Source organism: Exiguobacterium sp. s57, assembly GCF_018617685.1.
GTDB classification, from domain to species: domain Bacteria; phylum Bacillota; class Bacilli; order Exiguobacteriales; family Exiguobacteriaceae; genus Exiguobacterium; species Exiguobacterium marinum.
In genome coordinates, this window is the sequence record NZ_JACSKR010000001.1 from 81,051 (window position 1) to 106,932 (window position 25,882).

Below are 25,882 nucleotides of genomic sequence, written 5' to 3' on the forward strand. Positions count from 1 at the left end.
TCCGATGCGAAGCGGAGAACGAATCAACGATCGTTATCGGATCGAACAACAAATCGGCAGCGGAGGCATGGCAAATGTCTACCGAGCTCATGACGAGATCTTAAACCGAACCGTCGCCATCAAGGTGTTGCGATCTGAATTCTCACATAACGAACAATTTATACGCCGGTTCGAGCGAGAAGCCCATGCGGCTACGAGTCTGAACCATCCGAATATCGTCGCCATCTATGACGTCGGCGATGAAGAAGATTTGTACTATATCGTCATGGAGCATGTCGATGGGGTGACCTTGAAACAATATTTGCAAGAGGAGTACATATCTGTCGATGAGGCACTGCGTATCATGGGACAGATTTGTGATGCGATAGATCATGCCCATGCGAACCGAATCATTCATCGTGATATCAAACCACAAAATATGATGATTGATCAACTTGGAAACGTGAAGGTGACCGATTTCGGGATTGCGGTTGCGATGTCGAATGCGACGTTGACGCATACGATGTCGGTACTTGGATCTGTCCACTATTTCTCGCCTGAACAAGCACGTGGTAAATTTGCTGATGAGAAGTCAGATATTTATTCGCTCGGTGCCGTCCTTTATGAGCTGTTGACAGGTCGTGTGCCGTTCATAGGAGAGACACCGGTTGCCGTTGCGCTTCAACATCTGCAGGATGACCCAATTCGACCGATGGACTTGAATCCGAATATTCCCCAAGCACTTGAAAACTGTGTCATGCAAGCGTTGGCGAAGTCACCTGGTGCCCGTCATACTTCGGTTGCAGCCTTCAAGAAAGATTGTATGACCGCATTGAGTCGTGAACGTGCCGATGAACCGAGACGTCTCCCAACCAATCAGGATGAGTTCGACAAAACGCTCGTCATGACACCAATCATGACTGAAGAAAAAACGGAAACACCTGGATCGACATCTTCAATTTCTGCATCAAAAGAGCAGGAATCTGAAGAACAGCCACCGGTCAAAAAGAAGAAGCGTAAATGGTGGATTTGGATTTTGCTCGTCGTGTTATTAATTGGTGGTGGTATCGCAGCATACGTGGTCGCTGATGAGGTGTCACGTGCCGTCGTACCTGATGTTGTCGGAATGAGCATCGGTGATGCCACGTCTGAACTTGAAAACGCAGGCTTTGTCGTCGAAGTGACAGAGCGGGCGAGCGATGACGTCAAAGAAGGTGAGGTCATTTCGCAAAACCCTCAAGAAGGACGTAAACCGAAACGAGGCACGACGGTGTCAATTGTCGTTTCTGCTGGTAAAGAGACGGTCGAGATGCCGAATGTGGAAGGACTTTCGCAAACTGCGGCTGAACGAATGCTAAAAGACTTGGCGTTCAGTGACCTTGAAATTAAAACAAAGGCTTCAGAAACGGTCGACAATGGAGATGTTATTTCCCAATCGCTCGAACCAGGTGAAGAGGTCGTGCCGTCTGAAGTAACGGTCACGCTCGTCGTATCGACAGGAAGCAACAAAGTGGAACTGTCGAATCTTGCCGGGTACACGTTCGAGGAAGCGTCGACCTATGCTGAGCAAAACAAACTGAAAATTGTGAGACGTGATGAATTTTCGACAAGTGTTCCAAAAGGTCAAATCATCCGCCAACTTCCGACGGCAGGGACTGCAGTTGACCCTGGTACAGAACTCACAGTCATCGTCTCAGAGGGCGTTGAACCGACCGATGTTTCGATTGAACGAGAAGTCAGTGTCGAAGTTGAGCAACCGGATAAAGACAAAAAACCGAAAGCGGTCGAAGTTGTCATTCGTACGGTCGATGCACGTGGTGAAATTGAAGTATTACGAGATGAAATCACAGAAACAACAACGTATTCGTATACGCTCGTCATTGCCCCCAACGAAGTCGGGACAGCAACGATTGAAGTTGATGGTGAGATCGTCCGAACTGATTCAGTCACATATGCGCAAGCCAAAGAGGCACAATAAAGAGGTGACGGTAGCGTCACCTCTTTTTAAAGGAGGTAGTCATATTGAAAGGAACGATTATTCGCTTACAGGGTGGATTTTATGATGTCATGACCGAATCGAATCAAGAGATTCGGTGTCGCGCCAGAGGAAACTTTCGGAAACGTAACATCTCGCCTGTAGTTGGTGACGATGTAGTGATTCAAGACCAAGAGGATGGGACCGGCTATATTCTTGAAGTAGAGGAGCGTCAGAACCATCTCGTCCGACCGCCGATTGCCAACATCGATCAAGCATTTCTCCTCTTTTCAGTAAAAGAGCCAGCATTTTCCTATCATTTGCTTGATCGATTCCTCATTCTGATTGAGTCAAAACAGATCCATCCGATCATCGTCTTGACGAAGATGGACTTGCTGAGTGAAACAGAAACCGGATCGATTCAAGAGGCGGCGGATTGCTATCGTGCAATCGGATATGATGTGATTGAGACGTCAACGGAGCTTTCGGATGGAGTCGAGCAAGTACGGAGACTCTTTAAAGGGAAGACGAGTGTCTTCGCCGGGCAGACGGGCGTCGGAAAAAGTTCGCTACTGAATGCAGTCGCACCAGAACTCGAGTTAGCAACCGGTAAAATCTCCAAGTCGCTCGGTCGGGGGAAGCATACGACGCGTCATGTGACGTTGATTCAATTGGCGGACGGACTAGTAGCAGATACACCGGGATTTTCGAGTTTGGAGTTTCCACAGGAACTCGAGACTGATGAGCTCAGATGGTGTTTCCCGGAGTTTGTCGAACGACACGACGATTGCAAGTTCCGAGGATGTGTTCACATCAACGAACCAGGCTGCGCCATTAAACAAGCCGTTCAAGATGGTAAAATTGCTTCAACTCGCTACGATAATTATGTTACCTTTATGGAAGAGTTAAATGATCGAAAACGGAGGTATTGACAGATGATTAAAATTGCACCATCCATTTTAGCTGCCGATTTTGCCAATTTGGAGGCAGAAGTGAAAGCTGTTCAAGAAGCGGGAGCAGACTATATCCATTTCGATGTGATGGACGGTCAGTTCGTGCCAAACATTTCGATTGGTCTACCTGTGCTCGCGAGCTTACGTAAAAAATCAGATATGGTCCTCGATGTGCACTTGATGATTGACCAACCGGAGCGATACGTGGAAGATTTTGTGAAGGCAGGCGCGGATATCGTGACCGTTCATGTGGAAGCAACGAACCATTTGCATCGTGTCTTGCAACAAATCAAAGTGGCTGGTGCGAAATGTGGAGTCGTCTTGAATCCGCATACACCATTGTCGACGATCGAACATGTGCTCCCAGATGTTGATATGGTATTGCTCATGACCGTCAACCCAGGGTTTGGTGGACAAGCGTTCATTGAATCGGTCGTACCGAAAATTTCAGCGCTCAACCAACTGCGTCAGGATCGCCAACTTGATTTTGAAATTGAAATCGATGGTGGGGTCAACGAAGAGACGGCGAAACATTGCATCGATGCGGGTGCCGATGTACTAGTTGCCGGTTCGGCCATCTACAATCAACCGGATTATAAAGCAGCCATCGATAGCATTCGTGGCGCATCTCGTGTATAATCAACGATAGAACAACAAGATATTGTCGCAAGGGGTGTCACATGATGTGGCTGAGAGGCATACGCTAACCCTTTGAACCTGTTCCGTTCACACGGACGTAGGGATGTGGCGAAAATGCACGTTGCGAATCTAAGCAGCATGGCGTTTACGTCATGCTGCTTTTTGTCGTTCAAACAGTTAAAGGAGGAAGAAAGATGAAATCACGTTTTAAATTACAAGCGCTCATCGAAATTTCATTGTTTGCGGCGCTCGGGCTAATCTTTGATTTACTCATCCCATACCGCTTGCCACAAGGGGGCTCGATTAGTCTAGCGATGCTCCCGATCTTTGTGATGGCATTCCGTCACGGATTGAAAGGGGGACTTGCGACAGGTGCACTCGTCGGGACGCTTCAACTGTTGTTCGGTGCCTACATCTTCACGCCTGTACAGTTCTTGCTCGACTATACGGTCGCTTATGGCCTCGTCGGTATGGCGGGTGTGTTTGCTGGTCGTGTGAAACAGGCGGCCGGTCAAGGTGCGACGAAGACACTCGCGACATATTTGGTGCTCGGTGCCTTGATCGGGTCGGTGTTGCGTTACGCGGCACATGTCATCTCGGGTATCGTCTTTTTCGCCGAGTATGCGGAAGGCCCGGTCGTAGCGTATTCACTCGGTTATAACGCGACGTACATGGCCCCATCCTTTATTATTTCAGCCATCGTATTAGTATTACTCTTTACAACAGCTCCACGTTTCACACGTGTAGCTACACGGGACATTCGTCAATGAATGTCTTGATCGTCGCGGCAAGTCCGGAAGTTATTCCTTTACCGCGTCATGCCGATTATGTCATCGGTGTTGATGGAGGTTATCAGAGACTGTTAGATGAAGGGATTGAACCGGACGTTGTGGTCGGAGATTTTGACTCGTTTGTGGGAAAACCACCGAAAGAAGCGTTACGCTATCCGTCCGAGAAAGATGTGACGGACCTTGAGATTGCGCTTCAGTTGGCAAGAGAGCGAGGGGCAACGAGGATGCACGTATACGGGGCGCTCGGTGGGCGAGTCGATATGACGTTCGCGAACGTCGGTTTGCTCGAGAAGTATCCTGAGATGGTTTTGCATGGGAATGGTCAAACGGTCTATCTCGTTAAAGCCGGTGATTATAGCTTTTCAAAAAAAGAAGGCTACTATTTGTCTTTCATACCTTGGAAGACAGCGACTATTTCTATTGATGGTGTCAAGTACCCGCTCGAACATCATGACATCAAGAGTGAAGAAGCGCTGACGATTTCCAATGAATGGACTGAAGCATTTGCCCGATTGACGGTTCATCGGGGGATCGTTCTCGTCATGGTCGTCAAAAAATAAGCAAAAAAAATCCCATCGGCGAATGCCGCTGGGATTTATTCGTTCGTGTATAAGTATTATACGCGTTCAACGAGACCAGATTTAAGTGCGCGAGCTGAAACCCAAACGCGTTTCGGTTTACCGTCAACGAGAATACGAACTTTTTGTACGTTCACACCCCAAGTACGTTTTGTCTTGTTGAGTGCGTGCGAACGGTTGTTACCTGATTTAGGTGATTTACCTGTTACGTAGCATTTACGTGCCATGCGTTTCCCCTCCTTTTTTATGTGGGTTCGTCCTAATAGACACTCGTTTATATTAGCACGGCTTTTTTCCCGATGCAACTAGAAAATCATACCATGACAAGAAAAAAACTTGACATTACTCGCAAGGATTTGAATAATGAATGAGGTTATCGCGCTAATTGACCGAGTTTCTGGAGCAGGTTCTTTTAATAACTAGGTACTTATTGTAGAATGTACATTAGGAATCATTCCGAATAAAGGAGGCTACTCCATATGGCAATTGAAATGAAGACAACATATGGCAATATTGACATCACAAGTGACGTCATCGCAACACTCGCAGGTGGTGCAGCGATGGAATGCTTCGGTGTGGTCGGCATGGCTTCACAAGCACAATTGAAAGACGGCATTGCTGAATTGTTAAAACGTGAAAATTATGCACGTGGTGTCGTCGTACGTCAAGAAGATGAAGACGTACATATCGACATGCACATCATTGTAAGCTACGGAACGAAAGTATCTGAAGTCGCATACAACGTGCAAAGCCGAGTGAAGTACACGCTCGGAGAAACTTTAGGATTAAACGTTTCGTCGGTAAATATATTCGTTCAAGGCGTTCGTCTGACGAATGACTGACGAAAACGGAGGAGGATTTGGTGTGGGTTTAAAACGTTTAGATGGATTGGCGCTCTCAAACATGATTGCAAACGGAGCGACCAACTTGAGCCAAAACGCAGATTATGTAGATTCGCTTAACGTCTTCCCGGTTCCAGACGGAGACACGGGAACGAACATGAATTTGACGATGACGTCAGGTGCGAAAGAAGTAGCGGCCATGAACTCATCAAATATTGCAGAGGTGTCATCAAAGTTCGCTCGCGGACTGCTCATGGGGGCACGTGGGAACTCGGGCGTTATTTTAAGTCAGTTGTTCCGCGGATTCGGTAAAGCCGTTGAAGGAAAGACAGAACTCACGACAGTTGATTTTGCGGAAGCTCTCAAGCGAGGTGTCGACACGGCATACAAGGCGGTTATGAAACCGGTTGAAGGAACGATTTTGACGGTTGCTCGTGAAGCGGCCGACGAAGCGCTCCTTGCATCAGAGTCGACAAGTGATTTCACTGAATTTATGAAACGTGTCATCGTTGAAGCGAAAGCATCGTTAGATCGTACGCCGGACTTGTTACCGGTATTAAAAGAAGTCGGTGTTGTCGACTCTGGCGGTCAAGGACTTCTCGTCATCTATGAAGGATTCCTCGCGAGCCTAGAAGGCAAAGAACTCGAAAAACCTCATGCTCCAGTGATGGATGCGTTGATCGAGGCAGAGCATCACGCGCATGCGGCGCAAGGATTCATGTCAACAGAAGACATTGAATTCGGCTACTGCACGGAAATTATGGTTCGTTTCCAAGATGATAAGTTGAAAGATACACCATTCAACGAAGACACGTTCCGTAACGAATTGTCTGAACTAGGGGACTCACTTCTTGTCGTCGCGGACGAAGAATTATTAAAAGTTCACGTTCACGTCGAGACACCAGGTGAGGTCATTACGAAAGGGCAGCGCTTCGGTGAACTCGTCGCAGTCAAGATCGAGAACATGCGTCAACAGCACTCGACAATTCTCGAAGAAGAACACGGCATAAATCTACAAGGCGTTCAACAAGATGAGAAACCAAAAGCACCATTTGCAATCGTGACGGTGGCAATGGGTGAAGGTGTCAGTGAGTTGTTCCGTTCCCTCGGATCGGCACACGTCATCGAAGGCGGACAGACGATGAACCCATCAACAGAAGATATCGTCAAGGCGATTGAATCTGCACATGCGGAACATGTCTTCATCTTCCCGAATAACTCAAATATCATCATGGCTGCTGAACAAGCAGCGTCTGTCGCACCTTGTGGCGTGTCAGTCATTCCAACGAAGACAGTCCCGCAAGGTCTTGCAGCAGCAATCGCCTTTAATCCTGAGGCAGATGTCGAGATGAACGAACAAGCGATGAAGTCGGCTGCTGAGACAGTGAAATCCGGCCAGGTGACGTACGCTGTTCGTGATACGAGCATCGATGGCGTTGAGATTAAAAAGGACGAGCATATGGCGATTGCAGAGAAGAAAATCGTCTCGTCGTCTTCATCAAGCCTTGAAGCGGCTAAGCGACTAGTCGATGCTCTCATCAACGCGGATGACGAAATCATCACAATTTTAACGGGTGAAGGTTCATCTGAATCAGATGTAGAAGCGTTGACGTCATATATCGAATCAGTGAATGACGAGATAGAAATTGAAGTTCACGACGGCAAACAACCGCTTTACTCTTATATTTTTAGTGTGGAATAAGCTGTTTCAAGTCCCTACCTTCTGTATAATGAAGGTAGGGATTTTTGAAAGGGGGAAAATTGATGAAATATCGTAGTGTGTTTGACATTATCGGTCCAGTCATGGTCGGTCCGTCGAGTTCACATACAGCAGGAGCCGCTCGAATTGGGTTGATGGCAGGGAAGTTGTTCGGGAGAACACCACGTACCGCGCATATCACATTTTACGGGTCATTCGCTGACACATATCGAGGTCACGGGACAGATGTTGCCATCGTCGGTGGAATCATGGGGTTTGATACGTTCGACTTGAGAATCCCGCAGGCGTTAGACATCGCTAGTGAGAAAGGCATCGAAGTCATCTTTGAAACGAGTGATTTGTTGACAGATCATCCGAATACGGCACGCGTCCTGCTCGAAGATGAACTTGGGACATTTGAAATCGTCGGCGTCTCAATCGGTGGGGGAACGATTGAAATTACCGAATTGAACGGGTTCCCGTTAAAATTGACAGGAGGGGGACCTGCACTCGTCGTCTTACACCATGATCGATTCGGTGCAATCGCAGCAGTTACGGGAGTTTTGGCGAATCACCAATTGAACATCGGTCATATGGAAGTGAGCCGTCACGAAAAAGGAATGCAGGCCTTGATGGCCATTGAGATTGATGAGACCATCCCTGCTGACGTGCTAGCAGAACTCGAGCGGTTGCCACAAATTGAACGGATAGCTATTTTTGGGGAATAAGGAGAATGTGTGATGTTTAAATCAGTAGAAGAGTTAGTGACGATTGCCACTGAACGAGGCATTCCGATTTCTGAAGTGATGATCGAACAAGAGATGCACGTCAGACGCTCAAGTCGGGAGGACATCATCGGTATGATGAACCGGAATCTCGAGGTGATGGAAGAAGCGGTCGAACGTGCGCTCCAAGGTGTCACGTCTGTTACGGGATTGACGGGGAACGATGCCGTACTCATGCAAGACTATATTCGCTCAGGCAAATCGCTTGCCGGAGACCTCATTTTAGATGCGGTGTCAAAAGCAATCGGGACGAACGAAGTGAACGCCGCGATGGGACGAATCTGTGCGACACCAACTGCGGGGAGCGCGGGCGTCGTGCCAGGAACGTTGTTTGCAGTGAAGGATCGTCTCGAGATGGACCGTGATGCGATGATTCGTTACTTGTTCACATCAGGTGCATTCGGATTCGTCGTGGCGAACAACGCCTCCATATCGGGAGCGGCGGGCGGATGCCAGGCCGAGGTCGGATCGGCGACCGCGATGGCTGCAGCTGCAATCGTCGAAGCGGCCGGCGGAACACCGGACCAATCGGCTACAGCATTTGCAATCGCACTTAAAAACATGCTTGGTCTCGTCTGTGATCCTGTGGCGGGTCTCGTAGAAGTCCCATGCGTGAAACGTAACGCTATGGGTGGTGCCAACGCAATTGTCGCCGCAGACATGGCGCTCGCGGGCATCACCTCGCGTATTCCATGTGATGAAGTCATCTCGGCGATGCATGAAGTCGGTCAAATGATGCCGACCGCATTAAAAGAGACGGCAAAAGGTGGACTTGCCAATACACCAACGGCTCGTCGTCTCGAACGAAATATATTTGGAGCGAAAGAAGATGCGAAACAATGAACGACTGACGACTTTGAAAGGAGTCGGGCCAGAAATGGCCAAAAAATTAGAAGTGATGGGACTTGTTCGAATCGAGGACGTGCTAGAGCACGTCCCGTTTCGTTATGAGAATTATAATAGCGGAACTGTGACCACGGCTATACATGGGGACCTTGTCAAATGGAGTGGGACAGTCCAAGGCGAACCGCTCGTTCGTTATTATAGTAAAGGTAAAAATCGCCTTCAGTTCAGACTATTACTAGAAGAACGGTATGCAGTCCAAGTGACGATGTTCAATCGCGCGTTTTACAAGGACAAGCTAGTGATTGGCGAAACGGTGACGGTCAAAGGAAAATGGGACATGAATCGGATGACGATCAGCGCGACCGACCTCGAATTTGGTGCCCCGTCAGGCGGACTACAGCCGATTTATTCACTTCGAGCCGGGCTGACGCAAAAGAATTTCAGTCGAATCGTGAAACTGGCTTTTGAACAGGTGAGCGATCTCCCGGAACAGGTGCCGCAAGTCATTCGCGACCGGTATCGACTAGAAGATCGGATGACGATGCTTCGTGGGATGCACTTTCCAGATACTGTTGACACTTATAAAAGAGCGAGACGAAGTTATGTATATGAAGAATGTCTCATGTATCAATTGAAATTGCAGGCGTTTCGGAAAATGGAGCGGTCAGGAAACGGTCGGGCCCTTCAACTCGACAAACATCAATTGAATGAATTCGTCAAACGACTCGCATTTCCGTTGACGGGAGCTCAGACACGGGTCATCCGTGAAATTGTATCTGACCTTGAAAAACCAGAACGGATGAACCGACTATTACAAGGGGATGTCGGGAGCGGGAAGACCGTCGTTGCCGCGATTGCCTTGTACGCGACCGTCATGGCAGGGTATCAGGGTGCATTGATGGTGCCGACCGAGATTTTAGCAGAACAACATGCGACGTCTTTACAGGAATTGTTTGAACCGTTTGGCATCACGATCGCCCTGTTGACGAGCTCGGTAAAAGGAAAGGCGCGAGAAGCGCTCCTTACAGCAATCCAATCAAGAGACGTCGACATCATCGTAGGGACACATGCGCTCATTCAAGGGCCGGTCGAGTTTTCGAATTTACATTTGGCGATCACGGACGAACAGCACCGTTTTGGTGTCGAGCAGCGGAAGAAGCTACGAGACAAGGCTGAATTTGCGGACGTGTTATATATGACCGCGACTCCGATTCCAAGAACACTTGCCATTAGCGCGTTCGGAGAGATGGACGTCTCGACAATCGATGAGATGCCAAAAGGACGAAAACCGATTGAAACGTATTGGGCGAAACATGACCAAATCGATCGTGTTCATTCGATGGTCGATCGGGAACTGTCGCTCGGTCGCCAAGCATACGTGATTGCGCCACTTATTGAAGAGTCGGATACGCTCGAAGTGGAGAGTGCGACGGCTTTGTATGAAATTTTGAAAGACCGCTTCCCGAATCATGAAGTCGGACTGATGCACGGAAAGTTATCGAGTGCTGAAAAGGATGACGTGATGAAGTCGTTCGCCGATAATGCGACACAAATTCTTGTGTCGACGACTGTCGTCGAGGTAGGCGTGAACGTTCCGAACGCTTCTCTCATTATCATTCATGATGCCGAACGTTTTGGGCTCGCCCAGTTGCATCAGCTGAGAGGCCGGGTTGGTCGTGGCGCCCATCAATCATTCTGTGTCCTTGTCGGAGACCCTAAGTCCGACGTCGGAAAAGTTCGGCTGAAAACGATGACTGAAACGAACGACGGCTTCGTATTAGCGGAAAAAGATTTGGAGTTACGTGGTGCCGGTGATTTCTTCGGTACCGCGCAGAGTGGTCTACCAAGCTTCCGGGTCGCCGATCCCGTTCTCGATTTGAAAGTGATGGAAGTGGCGAGACAAGATGCTGTGGCAATGCTCGAAAGTGATGCATTTTGGCATGAAGACCAGTTTAAGGTGCTACGTAGCTATTTAAAACAACTCGACCTTCTCGTAGGGGAAAGGTTAGAATAATACTTGAAAATGACGACTAAAGAATATATACTGCTATTAGTACCAGGTGTTAAGTTCTTTAGTGATTAGTTTAGGAGGGAACTGAATGCGGGTACCTAAGAAAGAGCGGCAACGCTTGTTACAAGAGACGATTGAACACAACCCGTTCATCAAAGACGAAGAACTATCAAAACAGTTTTCCGTCAGCATCCAGACGATTCGGCTCGACCGGATGGAATTAAAAATTCCAGAAGTAAGGGAACGAATCAAACATGTGGCTTCCGAACATCTCGATGAAGTCAAATCGCTTTCAATGAGCGAGGTCATCGGTGATATGATTGACTTAAAACTAGATGACTCTGCCATCTCAGTCCTCGATATAGAAAAAGAACACGTCTTTAGCCGCAATGAGATTGCCCGTGGACACGTCTTGTTCGCGCAAGCCAACTCGTTAGCGGTGGCGCTCATCAATGATGAATTGGCGTTGACCACTAAAGCGGACATCCGCTTCAGTCGCCAAGTCCATCTTGGAGAGCGAGTCGTTGCCAAGGCTCGTGTGATGAAGCTACGTGGGGACGGGAGAACAGATGTCACGGTCGAAAGTTATGTCGGCGAGGAGTGCGTCTTTGACGGCGACTTCACGATTTACCGACGTGGTGAGGAGGAACAAGCATGAAGTTAGCGATTGATGCAATGGGTGGCGATCACGCACCGAAGGCGATTGTGGAAGGTGTGAAACGGTTCGTCGAACAATATCCGAACGAATCGATGGAACTCTTTTTAGTCGGTGATGAGGTAAAAATTTCCTCATACGGTCTTGACGACCCGCGTGTGACGGTCGTTCCAGCAAGTGAGATCATCACAAGTGCGGATGAACCGGTTCGAGCGGTTCGCCGTAAGAAAGACAGTTCGCTCGTTGTAGCGGCAAAGCTCGTCAAAGAAGGGAAAGCGGATGCCCTCGTGTCTGCCGGAAATACCGGGGCATTGATGGCGGCATCTCTTTTCATCATCGGACGAATCCCGGGAATCGAGCGTCCGGCATTATCTCCGACGTTCCCTACATATACAGGTAGTGGTGTCGTCGTACTAGATGTCGGAGCGAATCCGGATGCGAAGGCGGAACACCTTGTAGATTATGCGATCATGGGTTCGCTCTATGCGGAACACGTCCGTGGCATTAAAACGCCACGTGTCGCCCTTCTCAATATTGGGACAGAAGCCGGGAAAGGAAATGCGCTCACAAAAGAAGCGTTCCCCCTCCTTGAAGAGGCCCCTGTCCACTTCGTTGGAAATGTCGAGGCACGTGAAGCGATGTCAGGTGACGTGGACGTCATCGTGACAGAAGGATTTGCTGGAAACATCTTATTAAAAGGTGTAGAAGGCTCGTCGGCGATGCTCATGAAAATGATGAAAGAACAATTCACGAGCAATCTTGTATCAAAACTCGCCGCTCTCATCTTAAAACCAAAATTAAGACGATTGAAAGAAACGCTTGATTATCGCGAACATGGTGGAGCTGGATTATTTGGGATCAATGCGCCTGTCATCAAAGCTCACGGGTCGAGTGATGCACTCGCAATCATGAGTGCATTAAAACAGGCAAAAATCATGGTAGACCACGATGTCGTCGATAAAATCAAGCGTGCCAAAGCGATAGACTAAGCGAAAGCAGGTGAGGACATGGGGAAAGTAGCATGGGTGTTCCCAGGACAAGGCTCTCAAGCCGTAGGAATGGGACAGACATTTTTAGATCATCCGGAGACACTTCAAGCAATTGGGCGTCGACTCGGGTTTGACCTTCTTGAAGTCATGTCATCGGGATCGAAAGAAGACCTTCAAGCAACTGAAGTCGCACAGCCGGCCATCGTGGCGCATGCCTCGTTGCTCGCAAAAGCCTATGCGGATAAAGGGGCGGCACCAGATGTCGTGATTGGGCATAGCGTAGGTGAATACGCAGCGCTCGTCAGTGCGGGTGTCATCGATTTAGAAGAGGCGACCGTGCTCGTCCGTGAACGTGGTCATTTGATGTCTGAAGTGAAGGACGGAACGATGGCGGCTGTCGTCGGGATGACCGATTTGACAGAAGCGCATCACATCACAGAAAAAATCAGTGCGAGCGGGGATTTGGTTCAAATCGCTAACTTGAATTGTCCTGGTCAATTTGTGATTTCAGGGCATGTCGACGCTGTCGAACAGGCGAGCGTTGAATTGAAAACCGCTGGTGCGAAACGGGTATTGCCATTGAATGTATCTGGAGCGTTTCATAGTTCGTACATGATGCCGGCAGCGACACGATTCCAAGATGTCCTCGCCTCGTCACCGTTTGAAGCGGCTTCAGTCGACTTTATCTCGAACGTGGATGCTGCTATACATCGTGACCCTGAACAATTGAAGGTGCTATTGACGAAACAACTTTATTCGTCAGTTCGCTTCGAGGATTGTGTTCGAAAAGCGATTGCAGATGGTGTGGGCACATTCATTGAATTCGGTCCGTCTTCACCACTTTCTGGATTGATTAAACGAATCGATTCGAGCGTTTCGATTCAAAAGGCGACCACGCTCGAAGAAGTCGCCTCGTTAGGAGGAGAAGTTCGTGCATGATCAAGTAGCGATTGTGACTGGCGCGTCCCGTGGAATCGGTGCGGCCATCGCGAAACGTTTAGGGGAAGACGGTTTTCGAGTCGTCGTGAACTACTCGGGTAGTGAACAGAAGGCAAATGACGTTGTGACAGCGATTGTGGAGGCAGGCGGAGAAGCCATTGCCGTGAAGGCAGACGTCTCAAACGCAGATGATGTTAAAGCGCTCGTCAAGACGACAGTCGATTCATTTGGACGAATCGATTGCCTCGTCAACAATGCGGGGATTACACGTGACGGGTTACTCATGCGAATGAAAGAAGCCGACTTCGAAGACGTGCTATCGACGAACTTGAAAGGGGCCTTTCTGACATCGCAAGCCGTCACGCGACCTTTGCTCAAATCGAATGCAGGTCGAATCATCAATATCGCCTCGGTTGTCGGGATTACTGGAAATGCGGGACAGGCGAATTATGCGGCTGCGAAAGCAGGGTTAATCGGATTGACAAAATCGGTGGCTCGCGAACTCGCGGGACGTCATGTGACAGTCAATGCCGTGTGTCCTGGTTTCATTCAAACCGACATGACCGATGCCTTGACAGATGCACAACGAGAGGCTACACTCGAGCAGATTCCGTTCAACCGTTTTGGTCAAGTCGAAGAGGTGGCGAATCTCGTCTCGTTCCTAGCATCAGAACAAGCCGCATATGTGACCGGACAGACAATTGCCGTCGACGGTGGCATGACAATGGCGTAAAAGAGAACTTTACCAACAGACTGACATTTAATATACTTACCTTTGGAGGGATTTTATCATGACAAAAGAACAAATTTTAGTAGACGTACAAGAAGCAGTGGCAGAGAAGCTCGGGAAAGATGTATCTGAGATCACAGCGGACAAATCATTCAAGGATGACCTTGGCGCTGACTCGCTCGAAGTGATGGAAATGGTGATGGACCTCGAAGATAAATTCGACATCACAATCGAAGACGAGGACGCTGAAAAACTTGCGACTGTCGGCGACGTAGTGGCTTATATCGAAACAAAAGTGTAATCAAGCCATCCCACCGCCCGGAACCGAGCGGTGGGCTTGTGCTTATTCATGGAGGGAACTATGACAAAAGACAAAAGACGGTTTGACCGTCAAGGGTCGGCGCAGCGACGTCGGCGACAGGAGATGGAACGAGCACGCATCTTAGAATTATTCAAATCATTAGAAGAACGTTTAGACGTTCAATTTTCAGATCGCGACTTACTCATGCAGGCGTTCACCCATTCTTCTTATGTGAATGAGCAACGAGGGTTACGGAAAGATAATGAACGTTTAGAATTTTTAGGGGATGCTGTTCTAGAGTTAACTGTATCTCGCTTCTTATATGAGACTTATCCGGAGCGCTCCGAGGGGGAATTAACGAAATTACGAGCGGCGATCGTTTGCGAACCGTCACTCGTGAATTTTGCGGAAGCCTATGCTTTTTCTGACTTCACCTTGCTTGGAAAAGGTGAAGAGTTGACCGGTGGGCGAAAACGTCCGGCACTACTTGCCGATGTATTCGAATCCTATATCGGTGCTCTTTATTTGGACCAAGGAATTGAGGCAGTCGAACGATTCCTCGCCGAAGCGGTTTTTCCGAAAGTCTTAGCGGGTGTATTTGAAGAACAGACTGATTTTAAAAGTCAGTTGCAGGAAAGTGTGCAACGTGAAGGGCTCGGTCCTGTATCGTATGAGATTATCGAAGAGCGTGGTCCGGCGCATAGCCGTGAATTCGTGGCGCATGCCCGTCTCAGTGACGATATCGTCGGTGAAGGGATTGGACGCTCTAAAAAAGAAGCCGAGCAATTGGCGGCGAAAGAAGCGCTCATCGCCTTTAACAGGCGTTACGCAGATTTATAAACGAAAGGAGTGGACCCGATTAGGTCCACTCCTTTTTCATGTCAATTGACCGAGCTCTTCGACAATCCCGTCAACTTCCGATATAGAAAGGGAAGAACGTGTCATTACGTACTCGTAAATCTCTTTCACCGCTGATGGGTCGGCTGCATTATATTCTTCCGCTTTGATCGCACCGCGGTTAATAATATTCATTTTATCCAAAATAGCTTCAATCATCTGTTCATTCGTCATCTGTATTCCCCTTTCTACAGTTCTTTTAAGAATAGCATGATTCGGGCATTTTGACGAACTGTTAACTGTGGTAAAATATACAGATGAATGCTTACTGCGGATAGGATGGTCACGATGCACTTAAAACGAATCGAACTCGCTGGCTTTAAATCATTTGCCAAGCGAATTGAATTAGATTTCCGTCCCGGCGTCACGGCTGTAGTTGGGCCGAACGGGAGCGGGAAATCAAATATATCGGACGCTGTTCGCTGGGTACTCGGAGAACAGTCGGCCAAATCACTTCGTGGTGCCAAGATGGAAGATGTCATCTTTGCCGGAAGTGAGGGTGAGAATCACCGTAACGTCGCCGAGGTCACGCTCGTCCTTGATAATCGCGACGAACAGTTACGTTTGCCTTATGAAGAAGTGAGTGTGACCCGTCGCGTGACCCGAAGTGGGGACAGCGACTATTTTATGAATAAAAAACCTTGTCGATTAAAAGACGTGATTGATTTGTTTCTCGATACAGGTCTTTCCCGGGATGCGTTTGCCATCATCGGGCAAGGTCGGGTCGAACAAGTCATTTCCGGGAAACCAGAAGACCGCCGAGCCGTCATCGAAGAGGCAGCGGGAGTCCTCAAATATCGTCAGCGTAAAAAACAGGCTGAGCGTAAATTACAGGACACCGAGTTAAATTTGTCCCGAGTCGATGATATTTTATTTGAATTGGCTGATCGTGTCGAACCACTACGTGAACAGGCAGCACTTGCAAGAGAGTATAAAGTCGCGAAAGCAAGACACGATGAACTTGAAACAGGCATTATGGGTGCCGAAATTCAGTTGCTTCAACGTGAGATTGAACAAGTGACGATCCGTCATGCAGAATCTGTTCAACAGTTATCCGATTGCGACCATTCGGTTCGTGACCTTACTGAAGAACGAAGTCAACTCGAGGCTGCACTTTCGACGCTTCGTGACGAGTTGACCGAATTGAATCAAACAGAGCGTGAACATTCGACATATGTCGAACGATTGACAGGTGACATCAAGCTCGCCAAAGCACAAGAAGAACACGGCGCCGAGATGAAAGACCGTCTCCTTCGTCAACGTGAAGAAGTGAGCGCCGAGATGGCAGAACTTGAGACGCGGCTACAAGTCGTTCGTGACGACTTGTCTCAAAAAGTAGCCACGTTGCGCCAGACGACTGAGTCGAGAAATGCGCTTCAACAACAATTGACAGCAGCCTCGCGTGATTTTAATTCCGAAATCGAAGCGGTACAAAGCGAAGCGTTCGAACTCGCGACAACGCGAGCGACGATTAGTAACCAACAAAAACGGGAGCAACGGGATATCGATGTCGCCGTCGAGTCGAAGGAACGTCTTCTACGGGAGAATAAACACCGTCTTGATGAACGTTCCTCACAAGAAGCGACACTCAATGAGGCGCGAGAGCAATATGAACAAGTACAAAGTCGCTTCGAACACTTGAGTGAAAAAGAGTCGGAACTTCGCGAAGAAGAGACGACAATCCGTGAAAAATTAACGCGAGCAGAGACATCGTACTATGACCTCGAACGCCGTCGTCAAAAGACAGAAGACCGAATTGAAATGCTCGAACGGATGAAGCAATCGTATGAAGGCTATTTCCATGCGGTCAAATTCGTCTTGAAAGAGCGCTCCCCGGGAGTACTTGGTGCTGTCGCTGAATTGATTCGTGTTCGTCCTTCGTATGAAGCCGCGATTGAAACGGCTCTTGGGCAGACACAACAACATGTCGTTGTTCGGGATGAAACGGTGGGACGACGGGAAATCGACAAATTACGAAAAGCAAACGCGGGTCGTGCGACATTCTTACCGATGACGACCATCAAACCAAGATTCGTACCGAGTGAAGTGTTGCATCGACTCGAATCGATGCGTGGATTTATTGGCGTGGCATCGGAGCTCGTCGAGACGGATGAATCGTTCGAAACGCTGAAAAAATCACTTCTTGGTGCGGTACTTGTTGCCGAGACGCTTGAAGTCGCGAACCAAATCGCACAATCGACAGGATACCGTTTCCGTGTCGTCACGTTAGAAGGGGACATCGTTAACGTCGGCGGTTCGATGACGGGTGGTAGTCGTAAGCAAGGGGTGGCCCTGTTCACGCAATCGCGTGAATTAGATGACTTGAAACAAGGTTTGACACAAGGTCTTGCTATGCTTCACGAGCAAAAACAACGTCTTGAAGAGTATACAGACGCGTTGACAAATATCACGCAAGCGTTATCAACACTCCGAAACGAGAAACGTACCGTCGAAGTGACGTTTCGAGAGGTCGAGGCAGCTTATCGTACGGCCGAGCGTGCCTCGCTCGATGCGAAGTCACAACTTGAATTATTCGACCATGAAATAATGCGCTATGAGCAAACGATTGAGACGTCGACCGCTGAACTAGAACGATTGACGATAGAATTAGCCAATACGGACCGCGAGCAGGCAGAAATTCGTGTCCGTCTCGAGTCACTCCGTGCTGAACAAGCGAAAAGCGCTGAGAGCACGGGCCAATTCGAAACGTTGCTTCGTCAAAACGAACTCGATTTGCAACGGCATACCCTTGAAGAAGAGCGAGTTCGGCATGAAATGGATCGCTTGACGACTGAACGGAATCGTTTGAAGGACCGTTTGAGTCAGTTAGAGCGTGAGCTCGCGCGACTCGACAGTGGAGAAGTCGTCTCATCGGCACAGCTTGAAGAGACGCTCGCAGCTGCGGAGACAGAATTCATAGCAATCCAAGGACGACTTCACGAGTTGACGACAACACTCAAGTCGAATGAAGAGGCGTACCGCATCATGCGTCAGCGAGTCGACCAGGCGACGGAAGCGCGACGTCAAGCAGACACGATTGTTCGGAAGTTTGAAACGGCCAAACAAGAGTTCGAATTAAAACGACAATGGAAACTCGATGCGTTAGAAGAGAACGGACTCGTCGCCGAGCTACTACCAGAACTCGAGATCCCGCTCGAAGATGCGAAAGAGGAATTCAAGCTGCTCGTTCGTCAAATTGAGGAGATCGGACCTGTCAATTTGAATGCAATCGAAGAGTTCGATAGTGTTCATGAACGTTTCACATTCTTATCTGAGCAACGAGACGACCTCGTCAGCGCAAAAGGGGATTTATATGATATTATCGCCGAAATGGACCGTGAAGTGACTCGTCTCTTCAAGGAGACGTATACGAGCGTTCGTGCTCACTTCAAACAGACGTTCACTGAACTGTTCGGTGGAGGTGAAGCGGATTTGAAATTAATAGATGAGTCGGATCTACTGAATACGGGAATCGATATTGTGGCCAAACCACCTGGCAAAAAGTTACAGACGCTCAGTCTATTGTCCGGGGGGGAACGTGCGTTGACGGCCATCGCTTTGTTGTTTGCGATTTTGAAGACGCGTCCGGTACCGTTTTGTGTCCTCGATGAAGTCGAGGCGGCTCTTGACGAGGCGAACGTACATCGATTTGGAGAATACATTCGTACGCTGTCGATTGACACGCAATTCGTCATCATCACGCACCGAAAAGGTACGATGGAAGCAGCAGATACGCTATACGGCGTCACGATGCAACAGAATGGGGTGTCCGAGGTGCTCTCGGTTGAACTGTCTGAAGCAAAACGTGTCGTCGAAATGGATGAAGAGATGGAGGAATCACGTTGAGTTTTTTTAAAAAGTTAAAAGATAAATTAACGACGTCTACTCAAGAGGTGTCACAGAAGTTTACAGATGGGTTGACGAAGACACGTGACGGATTTGCGAGTGCCGTCAATGACCTTGTCTATCGTTTCCGTGAGGTGGATGAGGATTTCTTCGATGAACTCGAAGATTTGCTCATCCAAGCGGATGTCGGTGTCACGACGACGATGGACCTCGTCGAAGACTTGAAGGAAGAAGTGAAACGACGCAATTTGAAAGACCCGGTCCTTGTCCGTGACGCACTCGTCGAGGTCGTAGCGAATCGGCTTCAAGAAGATGAATCGAATCGTGAACTCAATATGCAGGATGGACTCACTGTCATTTTGTTTGTCGGCGTCAATGGCGTCGGAAAGACGACGACGATTGGGAAACTGGCGCACCAATTGAAGTCAGAAGGTCGCTCCGTCATGCTCGCGGCAGGTGATACGTTCCGTGCCGGTGCTATAGAGCAACTTGAAGTGTGGGGAGAACGTGTCGGGGTGCCGGTCATTCGTCAAACGGAAGGATCGGACCCAGCGGCAGTCGTATACGATGCCGTTCAGTCTGCAAAGTCACGTAACATGGATGTACTCATCTGTGATACGGCAGGACGTCTCCAAAATAAGGTCAATTTAATGAAAGAGCTCGAGAAAGTGAAACGTGTCATCGAACGAGAAATTCCGAACGGACCACACGAAGTCTTGCTCGCACTCGATGCAACGACGGGGCAAAACGCCATGATTCAAGCGAAAGCGTTCAAAGAGGCAACGAACGTAAGTGGGATCGTCTTGACTAAACTCGATGGGACGGCAAAGGGCGGAATTGTCCTTGCAATCCGTAATGAACTCGACATTCCGGTTAAATATGTCGGTCTCGGAGAGAAGATGGATGATTTACAGGTGTTCAATCCGGAACAGTTCGTCCTTGGATTGTTCGGTGATATTTTTGAAGACAAGACACAGGATGACATGACTGAAAAAGACGACACAAACAAAGACCTCGCCTAAGTTTTACTGTTAAGAAAAAAACTTGACAAGTACTTGGGACGGCTGTACTATTGGTAGTTGTAAAGGGATTTCACTTAACATGTGGAGGTGAAAGGTTTGACGCTCGAAAAAACGAATCGTATGAACTATCTCATCGATTTTTATCAAGCGCTCCTCACACCGAAACAGCGCAACTATATGTCTCTTTATTACCTAGATGACTACTCGCTCGGAGAGATTGCGGAAGAGTTTGAAGTCAGCCGTCAAGCGGTCTACGATAACATAAAGCGTACAGAAACGATGCTTGAACAGTACGAGGAAAAGCTAGCTCTATTCGAAAAATTCATAGAGCGCCAGCAACTTCTTCAGACCCTCAAACGTCAAGTCGAACTCACAGACGATGTGAGTGCTACGATATCTGCGCTTGAGAATTTAGAGTAGGGGGCTGAAGCATGGCATTTGAAGGATTATCAGAACGATTGCAATCGACACTTTCCAAAATGCGCGGTAAAGGAAAAATCTCGGAGGCCGATGTCAAAGAGATGATGCGTGAGGTTCGCCTCGCCCTTCTAGAAGCCGACGTCAACTTTAAAGTGGTCAAACAATTCGTCAATGACGTGAAAGAACGTGCGATTGGTCAGGATGTCATGAGATCATTGACGCCAGGACAACAAGTCGTCAAGATTGTTCACGAAGAGTTGACAAATTTGATGGGAAGCGACGTCGTCCCGATTTCATTTAGTCAGAAACCACCGACAGTCGTCATGATGGTCGGTCTGCAAGGTGCGGGTAAAACGACGACGACCGGGAAGCTAGCGAACTTGATTCGTAAAAAGCATAACCGCAGTCCACTTCTCGTCGCGGCGGATATTTATCGTCCGGCGGCAATCAAGCAACTTGAGACACTCGGAAAACAACTCGATTTACCGGTCTTTTCACTTGGTGATCAAGTGAAGCCGGAAGAGATTGTGACGAAAGCGCTCGAGTACGCAAAAACAAATCATCACGATTTCGTGTTGATCGATACGGCCGGTCGCCTTCATATCGATGAGACGCTCATGGGCGAGCTCGAAAATGTGAAGACGATTGCCAAACCAAATGAGATCTTCCTCGTCGTTGATTCGATGACGGGTCAAGATGCGGTCAATGTGGCCGACAGTTTCAATGAGAAACTCGGAATCACCGGGGTCGTGCTGACAAAGCTCGACGGAGATACACGAGGCGGGGCAGCCCTTTCGATTAAGGCAGTCACGGGAGCGCCGATTAAGTTCGTCGGTCTCGGAGAAAAGTTGGATGCCCTCGAACCGTTCCATCCAGAGCGCATGGCGTCACGCATTCTTGGAATGGGGGACGTGCTCTCACTCATTGAAAAAGCCGAGACACAGATGGACCAAGACGCAGCGAAAGAGCTAGAAAGCAAAATTCGTGATGCGTCGTTCACGTTCGATGATTTCATTGAACAGTTGGCTCAAGTGAAAAACATGGGACCAATTGATGAATTACTTTCGATGTTACCTGGTGCAGGTAAAATGAAAGGGTTGAAGAACGTCCAAATCGACGAGAAACAACTCGATCACGTCGAAGCGATCATTCGCTCGATGACGAAACATGAACGCTCCAACCCGGAAGTTCTCAATGCGAGTCGTCGTAAGCGAATCGCAAAAGGGAGCGGTCGCTCGATTCAAGAAGTGAACCGTCTCATCAAACAGTTCGATGACATGAAGAAGATGATGAAACAAATGTCAGGACAAATGAAAGGGAAGAAAAAAGGCCTCGGTCTTCCATTCTTCTAACAAAAACTTTTGTCAGTCGAACGAAAAAGCTGTATACTATAAAAGTTGTCAATTCTTAAACACATGATGGAGGTATATTACCATGGCAGTTAAAATTCGTCTTAAGCGCATGGGCGCAAAAAAATCACCTTTCTACCGTATCGTTGTAGCAGACTCACGTTCACCACGTGACGGTCGCTTCATCGAGCAAGTTGGTCACTACAACCCGGTTGCAAAACCAGAAGCAGAAGTTCGCATCAACGAAGAACTCGCGCTCAAATGGTTGGCAGACGGCGCGAAGCCATCTGACACAGTACGTAACTTGTTCTCTAAAGCAGGGATCATGGAGAAATTCCACAACGCGAAAAACGCGAAGTAATGATGTGGCCGACCTTTTCTGAGGTCGGCCTATTTTGTTGAGGAGGGAAATGAGATGGATTGGTTATATGTTGGAAAAATCGCCAATACGCATGGACTTAAAGGCGAAGTGAAGATTTTGGCGGCAACAGACTTTCCGGAAGAACGTTTTAAAAAAGGAAACACGCTGTTTCTTGATGTGGACGGAACGAAACAAGAAATGACAATCACGACATATCGTCCGCATAAGCAGTTTCATCTTGTCACGTTCAAAGGACTTGAGAATATCAACCTCGTAGAAAAATATAAAGGATTGAAGCTTTATGTTCATGCCGAACACGTCCACGAGTTGGATGAACATGAATTTTATTATCATGAAATCATTGGTTGTGAGGCCATCGTGGACGGGATTGTCATCGGTGTCGTCGATGACATCTTTGAAACGAACGGTGCGAACGATGTGTGGGTGATCAAGCGCCCAGGTAAGTCGGATGCTCTCATCCCCTATATCGAATCGGTCGTTAAAGAAATCGACTTGGAAACGAAGCGAGTTGTCATCACACCGATTCCTGGAATGATTGACGATGAAGATTGATGTGTTGACGTTGTTCCCGGACATGTTTCAGGCGCTCGATTATTCCATCGTTGGCCGGGCGAAAGCGCTCGGGCAGGTGGACATGACCTTCGTCAACTTTCGGGACTTTTCAACGAACAAGCATCATAAAGTCGATGATTATCCGTATGGCGGCGGGGCGGGCATGTTACTCACACCACAACCAATCTTTGATGCGTTTGACTCTCTCGAGGCACGAAAGCCTCGAATCATCCTCACGACCCCAACTGGAAAACCGTTCAATCAACAGATGGCAGAGGAATGGGCAAAGGAAGAACATCTGATCTTTTTATGCGGGCATTATGAAGGGTTTGACCAGCGCATCCATGATGAACTGGCGACCGATGAGGTGTCGATTGGGGACTTTGTTCTGACTGGTGGAGAGCTTGCGACGATGGTCATGATCGATGCGACCGTACGACTACTTCCGGACGTCCTCGGCGATCAGGCGAGCCATGAAGATGATTCTTTCTCGACCGGACTTCTTGAGTATCCGCACTATACACGACCGGCTGAATTTCGTGGGTTGAAAGTACCGGACGTCCTCCTATCGGGGAACCATGCCCGAATCGAGGAATGGCGGCGGGAACAATCGCTTGAGCGGACCTATCGAAAACGGCCGGATTTGCTCGAACATGCCGAGTTGACGGAACGTGATAAAAAGTTTCTGCAATCGTTGCGCGATTGAGAAATATATGCTATGTTTGAGCATGTGGGTTAAACCCACCGATTACCGATGTTCCGCTGTTGGATGCTTGGGCATATGAAGATATGAACATTGAAGAAAAAGGAGATATGATTCATGAACACACAAAAACTGTTCCGTGAAATCACAGAAGAACAATTCAAATCGGACGTACCTGCTTTCCGTCCTGGTGACACAGTACGTGTCCACGTTAAAGTCGTAGAGGGAACGCGCGAGCGTATCCAGATCTTCGAAGGCGTAGTCATTAAGCGTAAAGGTGGCGGCATCAGCGAAACATTCACAGTCCGTAAGATTTCTTACGGTGTAGGTGTTGAGCGTGCATTCCCGCTTCACTCACCACGCGTTGCGCAAATCGAAGTTGTACGCTACGGTAAAGTTCGCCGTGCGAAACTTTACTACCTCCGTAACCTTCGCGGTAAAGCAGCACGTATTAAAGAAATCCGTCGTTAAGATGGGAATTGAGCTTGTCGCTTGCGACAAGCTTATTTTTTTCTAGTACAATAAGTTCAAATGGATAGAGGAGTGAGTGAAGTTGAAAGAAGTGTTTAGTTGGCTAAAAGCCATCGTCGTCGCTCTTGTCATCGCGTTCGTTATCCGGACGTTCATCTTCGTTCCTGTCATCGTTGAAGGAGAGTCGATGATGCCGACGCTCCACAATGCGGATCGAATGATCGTCAGTAAAATTTCGAACTATGTTGGAGAGCTAGACCGAGGCGATATCGTCGTATTCCATGCGACAGAATCAAAAGATTATATTAAACGTGTCATCGCTATTCCAGGTGACACGCTCGAATATCGAGATGACGTGCTCTATATTAATGATGAAGCGGTTGAAGAGCCGTATTTAGATGAGTTCCGTGCACAGATGAACGGGTTTCCGCTGACGGAGAACTTTACACTTGAACAAGTGACGGGTGAGTCGGTCGTTCCTGAGGATTCGTATTTCGTCATGGGCGACAATCGTCAAAATTCGAAAGACAGCCGTGAGATTGGGTTTGTGTCGAAAGAGGAGATTGTCGGCAAGACAAACTTCATCTTCTGGCCGCTCGATGATGTTGGCACGATAGAAGATTAAGGTGGTGCTTTTTTGGCAATTCAATGGTTTCCTGGCCACATGGCCAAAGCAAGAAGACAAGTTACTGAAAAGTTAAAACTGATTGATGTCGTCATCGAGCTCGTAGATGCGCGTGTGCCGCAATCGAGCCGTAACCCGATGGTCGATGAGATTACGGCGGGCAAACCCCGTCTTATCGTCTTGAACAAGTCAGACATGGCGGATCCCGTCGTCACCGACGCTTGGCTCCGCGCCTTGAAGCGCGATGACGTCGAGGTCGTCGCCGTCGATGCAAAGCATAGTAAAGGCTTGAAACAACTCATCACGGGTGCTCAAAAGTTGATGAAAGAAAAACATGACCGCATGCGTGAAAAGGGGCGTAACCCTGGACCGATTCGTGCACTCATCATCGGTATCCCAAACGTCGGGAAGTCAACACTCATCAACCGTCTCGCAGGACGAAACATCGCCATCACGGGCGACCGTCCGGGTGTGACGAAGCGTCAACAGTGGATCAAGATGAAAGGCGGCGAGATGGAACTCTTGGACACGCCAGGTATTCTCTGGCCGAAATTTGAGGACCAACAAGTTGGTTATCGCTTGGCCGCAACAGGCGCCATCAAAGATGAGATTCTCAACTTGGACGACATCGCCCTGTACACCGTCCGAGAATTGCAGGCGCGTTACCCGGAGCAATTAAAGGAACGATTCAAAATCGAGACGTTACCTGATGATGCGGTGGAACTTCTCGAGATGATTGGGAAGAAACGCGGTTTACTCAGTGGTGGATACGTCGATTTTGAAAAAACGAGCGAACTACTTTTGAATGAACTTCGACATGAAAAAATCGGACGGGTCTCTCTCGAGACACCTGCCGACCATGAAATGATTTGAAGCTCTGTGAAAACAGGGCTTTTTTGAGTA

The 25,882-nt window shown here is 48.4% G+C and carries 28 protein-coding genes and 1 riboswitch; of the genes, 26 read left to right on the plus strand and 2 right to left on the minus strand.

Annotation, left to right across the window (positions count from 1 at the left end; translation table 11 throughout):
- Positions 1-4 precede the first annotated feature (4 nt).
- From pknB to KNO98_RS00435, 5 genes are all read left to right on the plus strand, one after another.
- Positions 5-1,957: a Stk1 family PASTA domain-containing Ser/Thr kinase gene (gene pknB, locus KNO98_RS00415; RefSeq protein ID WP_214698183.1), complete on the plus strand. Its 1,953-nt coding sequence runs from the start codon at positions 5-7 to the stop codon at positions 1,955-1,957.
- A gap of 41 nt (positions 1,958-1,998) precedes the next feature.
- A complete protein-coding gene (gene rsgA, locus KNO98_RS00420) occupies positions 1,999-2,886 on the plus strand; it encodes a ribosome small subunit-dependent GTPase A (RefSeq protein WP_026826288.1) in 888 nt (295 codons plus the stop codon).
- A gap of 3 nt (positions 2,887-2,889) precedes the next feature.
- Entirely contained in the window at positions 2,890-3,546 is a 657-nt protein-coding gene (rpe, locus tag KNO98_RS00425; RefSeq protein WP_026826287.1) for a ribulose-phosphate 3-epimerase, read from the plus strand.
- Between the two features lie 20 nt (positions 3,547-3,566).
- Positions 3,567-3,667, plus strand: a riboswitch (TPP riboswitch).
- Positions 3,668-3,740: 73 nt separating this feature from the next.
- Complete coding sequence (gene thiT, locus KNO98_RS00430; RefSeq protein WP_214698184.1) at positions 3,741-4,316, plus strand: energy-coupled thiamine transporter ThiT; 576 nt, start codon at positions 3,741-3,743, stop codon at positions 4,314-4,316.
- Entirely contained in the window at positions 4,313-4,897 is a 585-nt protein-coding gene (locus tag KNO98_RS00435; protein WP_214698186.1) for a thiamine diphosphokinase, read from the plus strand. Before thiT ends, KNO98_RS00435 begins: the two co-directional genes overlap by 4 nt.
- A gap of 56 nt (positions 4,898-4,953) precedes the next feature.
- Here KNO98_RS00435 and rpmB read toward each other — a convergent pair whose 3' ends face one another.
- Entirely contained in the window at positions 4,954-5,142 is a 189-nt protein-coding gene (gene rpmB, locus KNO98_RS00440) for a 50S ribosomal protein L28 (RefSeq protein ID WP_015881349.1), read from the minus strand.
- A gap of 252 nt (positions 5,143-5,394) precedes the next feature.
- On the opposite strand from rpmB, the gene KNO98_RS00445 reads away from it, so the two are divergent.
- From KNO98_RS00445 to rnc, 11 genes are all read left to right on the plus strand, one after another.
- Positions 5,395-5,757 carry an Asp23/Gls24 family envelope stress response protein gene (locus tag KNO98_RS00445; RefSeq protein WP_015881350.1) on the plus strand — a complete coding sequence of 121 codons (363 nt, stop codon included), beginning with the start codon at positions 5,395-5,397 and terminating at the stop codon, positions 5,755-5,757.
- A 22-nt stretch (positions 5,758-5,779) separates the two neighbouring features.
- Positions 5,780-7,459, plus strand: a complete 1,680-nt coding sequence (locus KNO98_RS00450) for a DAK2 domain-containing protein (RefSeq protein WP_214698187.1) — start codon at positions 5,780-5,782, stop codon at positions 7,457-7,459.
- A 62-nt stretch (positions 7,460-7,521) separates the two neighbouring features.
- The gene (gene sdaAB / locus KNO98_RS00455; RefSeq protein ID WP_214698189.1) at positions 7,522-8,184 is read left to right on the plus strand and encodes an L-serine ammonia-lyase, iron-sulfur-dependent subunit beta; all 663 of its coding nucleotides are present in this window, start codon (positions 7,522-7,524) and stop codon (positions 8,182-8,184) included.
- A gap of 12 nt (positions 8,185-8,196) precedes the next feature.
- Positions 8,197-9,084, plus strand: a complete 888-nt coding sequence (gene sdaAA / locus KNO98_RS00460) for an L-serine ammonia-lyase, iron-sulfur-dependent, subunit alpha (protein ID WP_026826282.1) — start codon at positions 8,197-8,199, stop codon at positions 9,082-9,084.
- A complete protein-coding gene (gene recG, locus KNO98_RS00465) occupies positions 9,071-11,101 on the plus strand; it encodes an ATP-dependent DNA helicase RecG (protein WP_214698191.1) in 2,031 nt (676 codons plus the stop codon). The genes sdaAA and recG overlap by 14 nt, the downstream gene beginning before the upstream one ends.
- Positions 11,102-11,186: 85 nt before the next feature.
- Positions 11,187-11,756, plus strand: coding sequence for a transcription factor FapR (gene fapR, locus KNO98_RS00470; protein ID WP_015881355.1), 570 nt, complete (start codon positions 11,187-11,189; stop codon positions 11,754-11,756).
- On the plus strand, positions 11,753-12,742 hold the full coding sequence (plsX, locus tag KNO98_RS00475) for a phosphate acyltransferase PlsX (RefSeq protein WP_214698193.1): 990 nt from the start codon (positions 11,753-11,755) through the stop codon (positions 12,740-12,742). Before fapR ends, plsX begins: the two co-directional genes overlap by 4 nt.
- An 18-nt stretch (positions 12,743-12,760) precedes the next feature.
- The gene (gene fabD, locus KNO98_RS00480; protein ID WP_214698195.1) at positions 12,761-13,681 is read left to right on the plus strand and encodes an ACP S-malonyltransferase; all 921 of its coding nucleotides are present in this window, start codon (positions 12,761-12,763) and stop codon (positions 13,679-13,681) included.
- Positions 13,674-14,414 (plus strand): 3-oxoacyl-[acyl-carrier-protein] reductase, encoded by a 741-nt coding sequence (gene fabG, locus KNO98_RS00485; protein WP_026826278.1) that lies wholly within the window; start codon positions 13,674-13,676, stop codon positions 14,412-14,414. The genes fabD and fabG overlap by 8 nt, the downstream gene beginning before the upstream one ends.
- Positions 14,415-14,472: 58 nt before the next feature.
- A complete protein-coding gene (gene acpP, locus KNO98_RS00490; RefSeq protein WP_026826277.1) occupies positions 14,473-14,712 on the plus strand; it encodes an acyl carrier protein in 240 nt (79 codons plus the stop codon).
- A 60-nt stretch (positions 14,713-14,772) separates the two neighbouring features.
- Positions 14,773-15,552, plus strand: coding sequence for a ribonuclease III (gene rnc, locus KNO98_RS00495; RefSeq protein WP_285800405.1), 780 nt, complete (start codon positions 14,773-14,775; stop codon positions 15,550-15,552).
- Positions 15,553-15,588: 36 nt separating this feature from the next.
- Here rnc and KNO98_RS00500 read toward each other — a convergent pair whose 3' ends face one another.
- Entirely contained in the window at positions 15,589-15,783 is a 195-nt protein-coding gene (locus KNO98_RS00500; protein ID WP_034771119.1) for a DUF1128 family protein, read from the minus strand.
- A gap of 114 nt (positions 15,784-15,897) precedes the next feature.
- Here KNO98_RS00500 and smc point away from each other — a divergent pair, with 114 nt between their 5' ends.
- From smc to ylqF, 10 genes are all read left to right on the plus strand, one after another.
- Positions 15,898-19,455 (plus strand): chromosome segregation protein SMC, encoded by a 3,558-nt coding sequence (smc, locus tag KNO98_RS00505; RefSeq protein ID WP_214698197.1) that lies wholly within the window; start codon positions 15,898-15,900, stop codon positions 19,453-19,455.
- Complete coding sequence (gene ftsY, locus KNO98_RS00510) at positions 19,452-20,477, plus strand: signal recognition particle-docking protein FtsY (RefSeq protein WP_214698199.1); 1,026 nt, start codon at positions 19,452-19,454, stop codon at positions 20,475-20,477. Before smc ends, ftsY begins: the two co-directional genes overlap by 4 nt.
- 96 nt (positions 20,478-20,573) lie before the next feature.
- Positions 20,574-20,897 carry a putative DNA-binding protein gene (locus KNO98_RS00515; protein WP_026826272.1) on the plus strand — a complete coding sequence of 108 codons (324 nt, stop codon included), beginning with the start codon at positions 20,574-20,576 and terminating at the stop codon, positions 20,895-20,897.
- Positions 20,898-20,908: 11 nt separating this feature from the next.
- Positions 20,909-22,249 carry a signal recognition particle protein gene (gene ffh, locus KNO98_RS00520; RefSeq protein WP_026826271.1) on the plus strand — a complete coding sequence of 447 codons (1,341 nt, stop codon included), beginning with the start codon at positions 20,909-20,911 and terminating at the stop codon, positions 22,247-22,249.
- A gap of 82 nt (positions 22,250-22,331) precedes the next feature.
- A complete protein-coding gene (gene rpsP, locus KNO98_RS00525) occupies positions 22,332-22,607 on the plus strand; it encodes a 30S ribosomal protein S16 (RefSeq protein WP_015881366.1) in 276 nt (91 codons plus the stop codon).
- A 54-nt stretch (positions 22,608-22,661) separates the two neighbouring features.
- Positions 22,662-23,180, plus strand: coding sequence for a ribosome maturation factor RimM (gene rimM / locus KNO98_RS00530; RefSeq protein WP_214698201.1), 519 nt, complete (start codon positions 22,662-22,664; stop codon positions 23,178-23,180).
- On the plus strand, positions 23,170-23,886 hold the full coding sequence (gene trmD, locus KNO98_RS00535) for a tRNA (guanosine(37)-N1)-methyltransferase TrmD (RefSeq protein ID WP_214698203.1): 717 nt from the start codon (positions 23,170-23,172) through the stop codon (positions 23,884-23,886). Before rimM ends, trmD begins: the two co-directional genes overlap by 11 nt.
- Before the next feature lie 114 nt (positions 23,887-24,000).
- Positions 24,001-24,354, plus strand: coding sequence for a 50S ribosomal protein L19 (rplS, locus tag KNO98_RS00540; RefSeq protein ID WP_015881369.1), 354 nt, complete (start codon positions 24,001-24,003; stop codon positions 24,352-24,354).
- A gap of 82 nt (positions 24,355-24,436) precedes the next feature.
- Positions 24,437-24,979, plus strand: a complete 543-nt coding sequence (lepB, locus tag KNO98_RS00545) for a signal peptidase I (RefSeq protein WP_026826268.1) — start codon at positions 24,437-24,439, stop codon at positions 24,977-24,979.
- 12 nt (positions 24,980-24,991) lie between these two features.
- Positions 24,992-25,852: a ribosome biogenesis GTPase YlqF gene (gene ylqF / locus KNO98_RS00550; protein WP_214698205.1), complete on the plus strand. Its 861-nt coding sequence runs from the start codon at positions 24,992-24,994 to the stop codon at positions 25,850-25,852.
- Positions 25,853-25,882 lie beyond the last annotated feature (30 nt).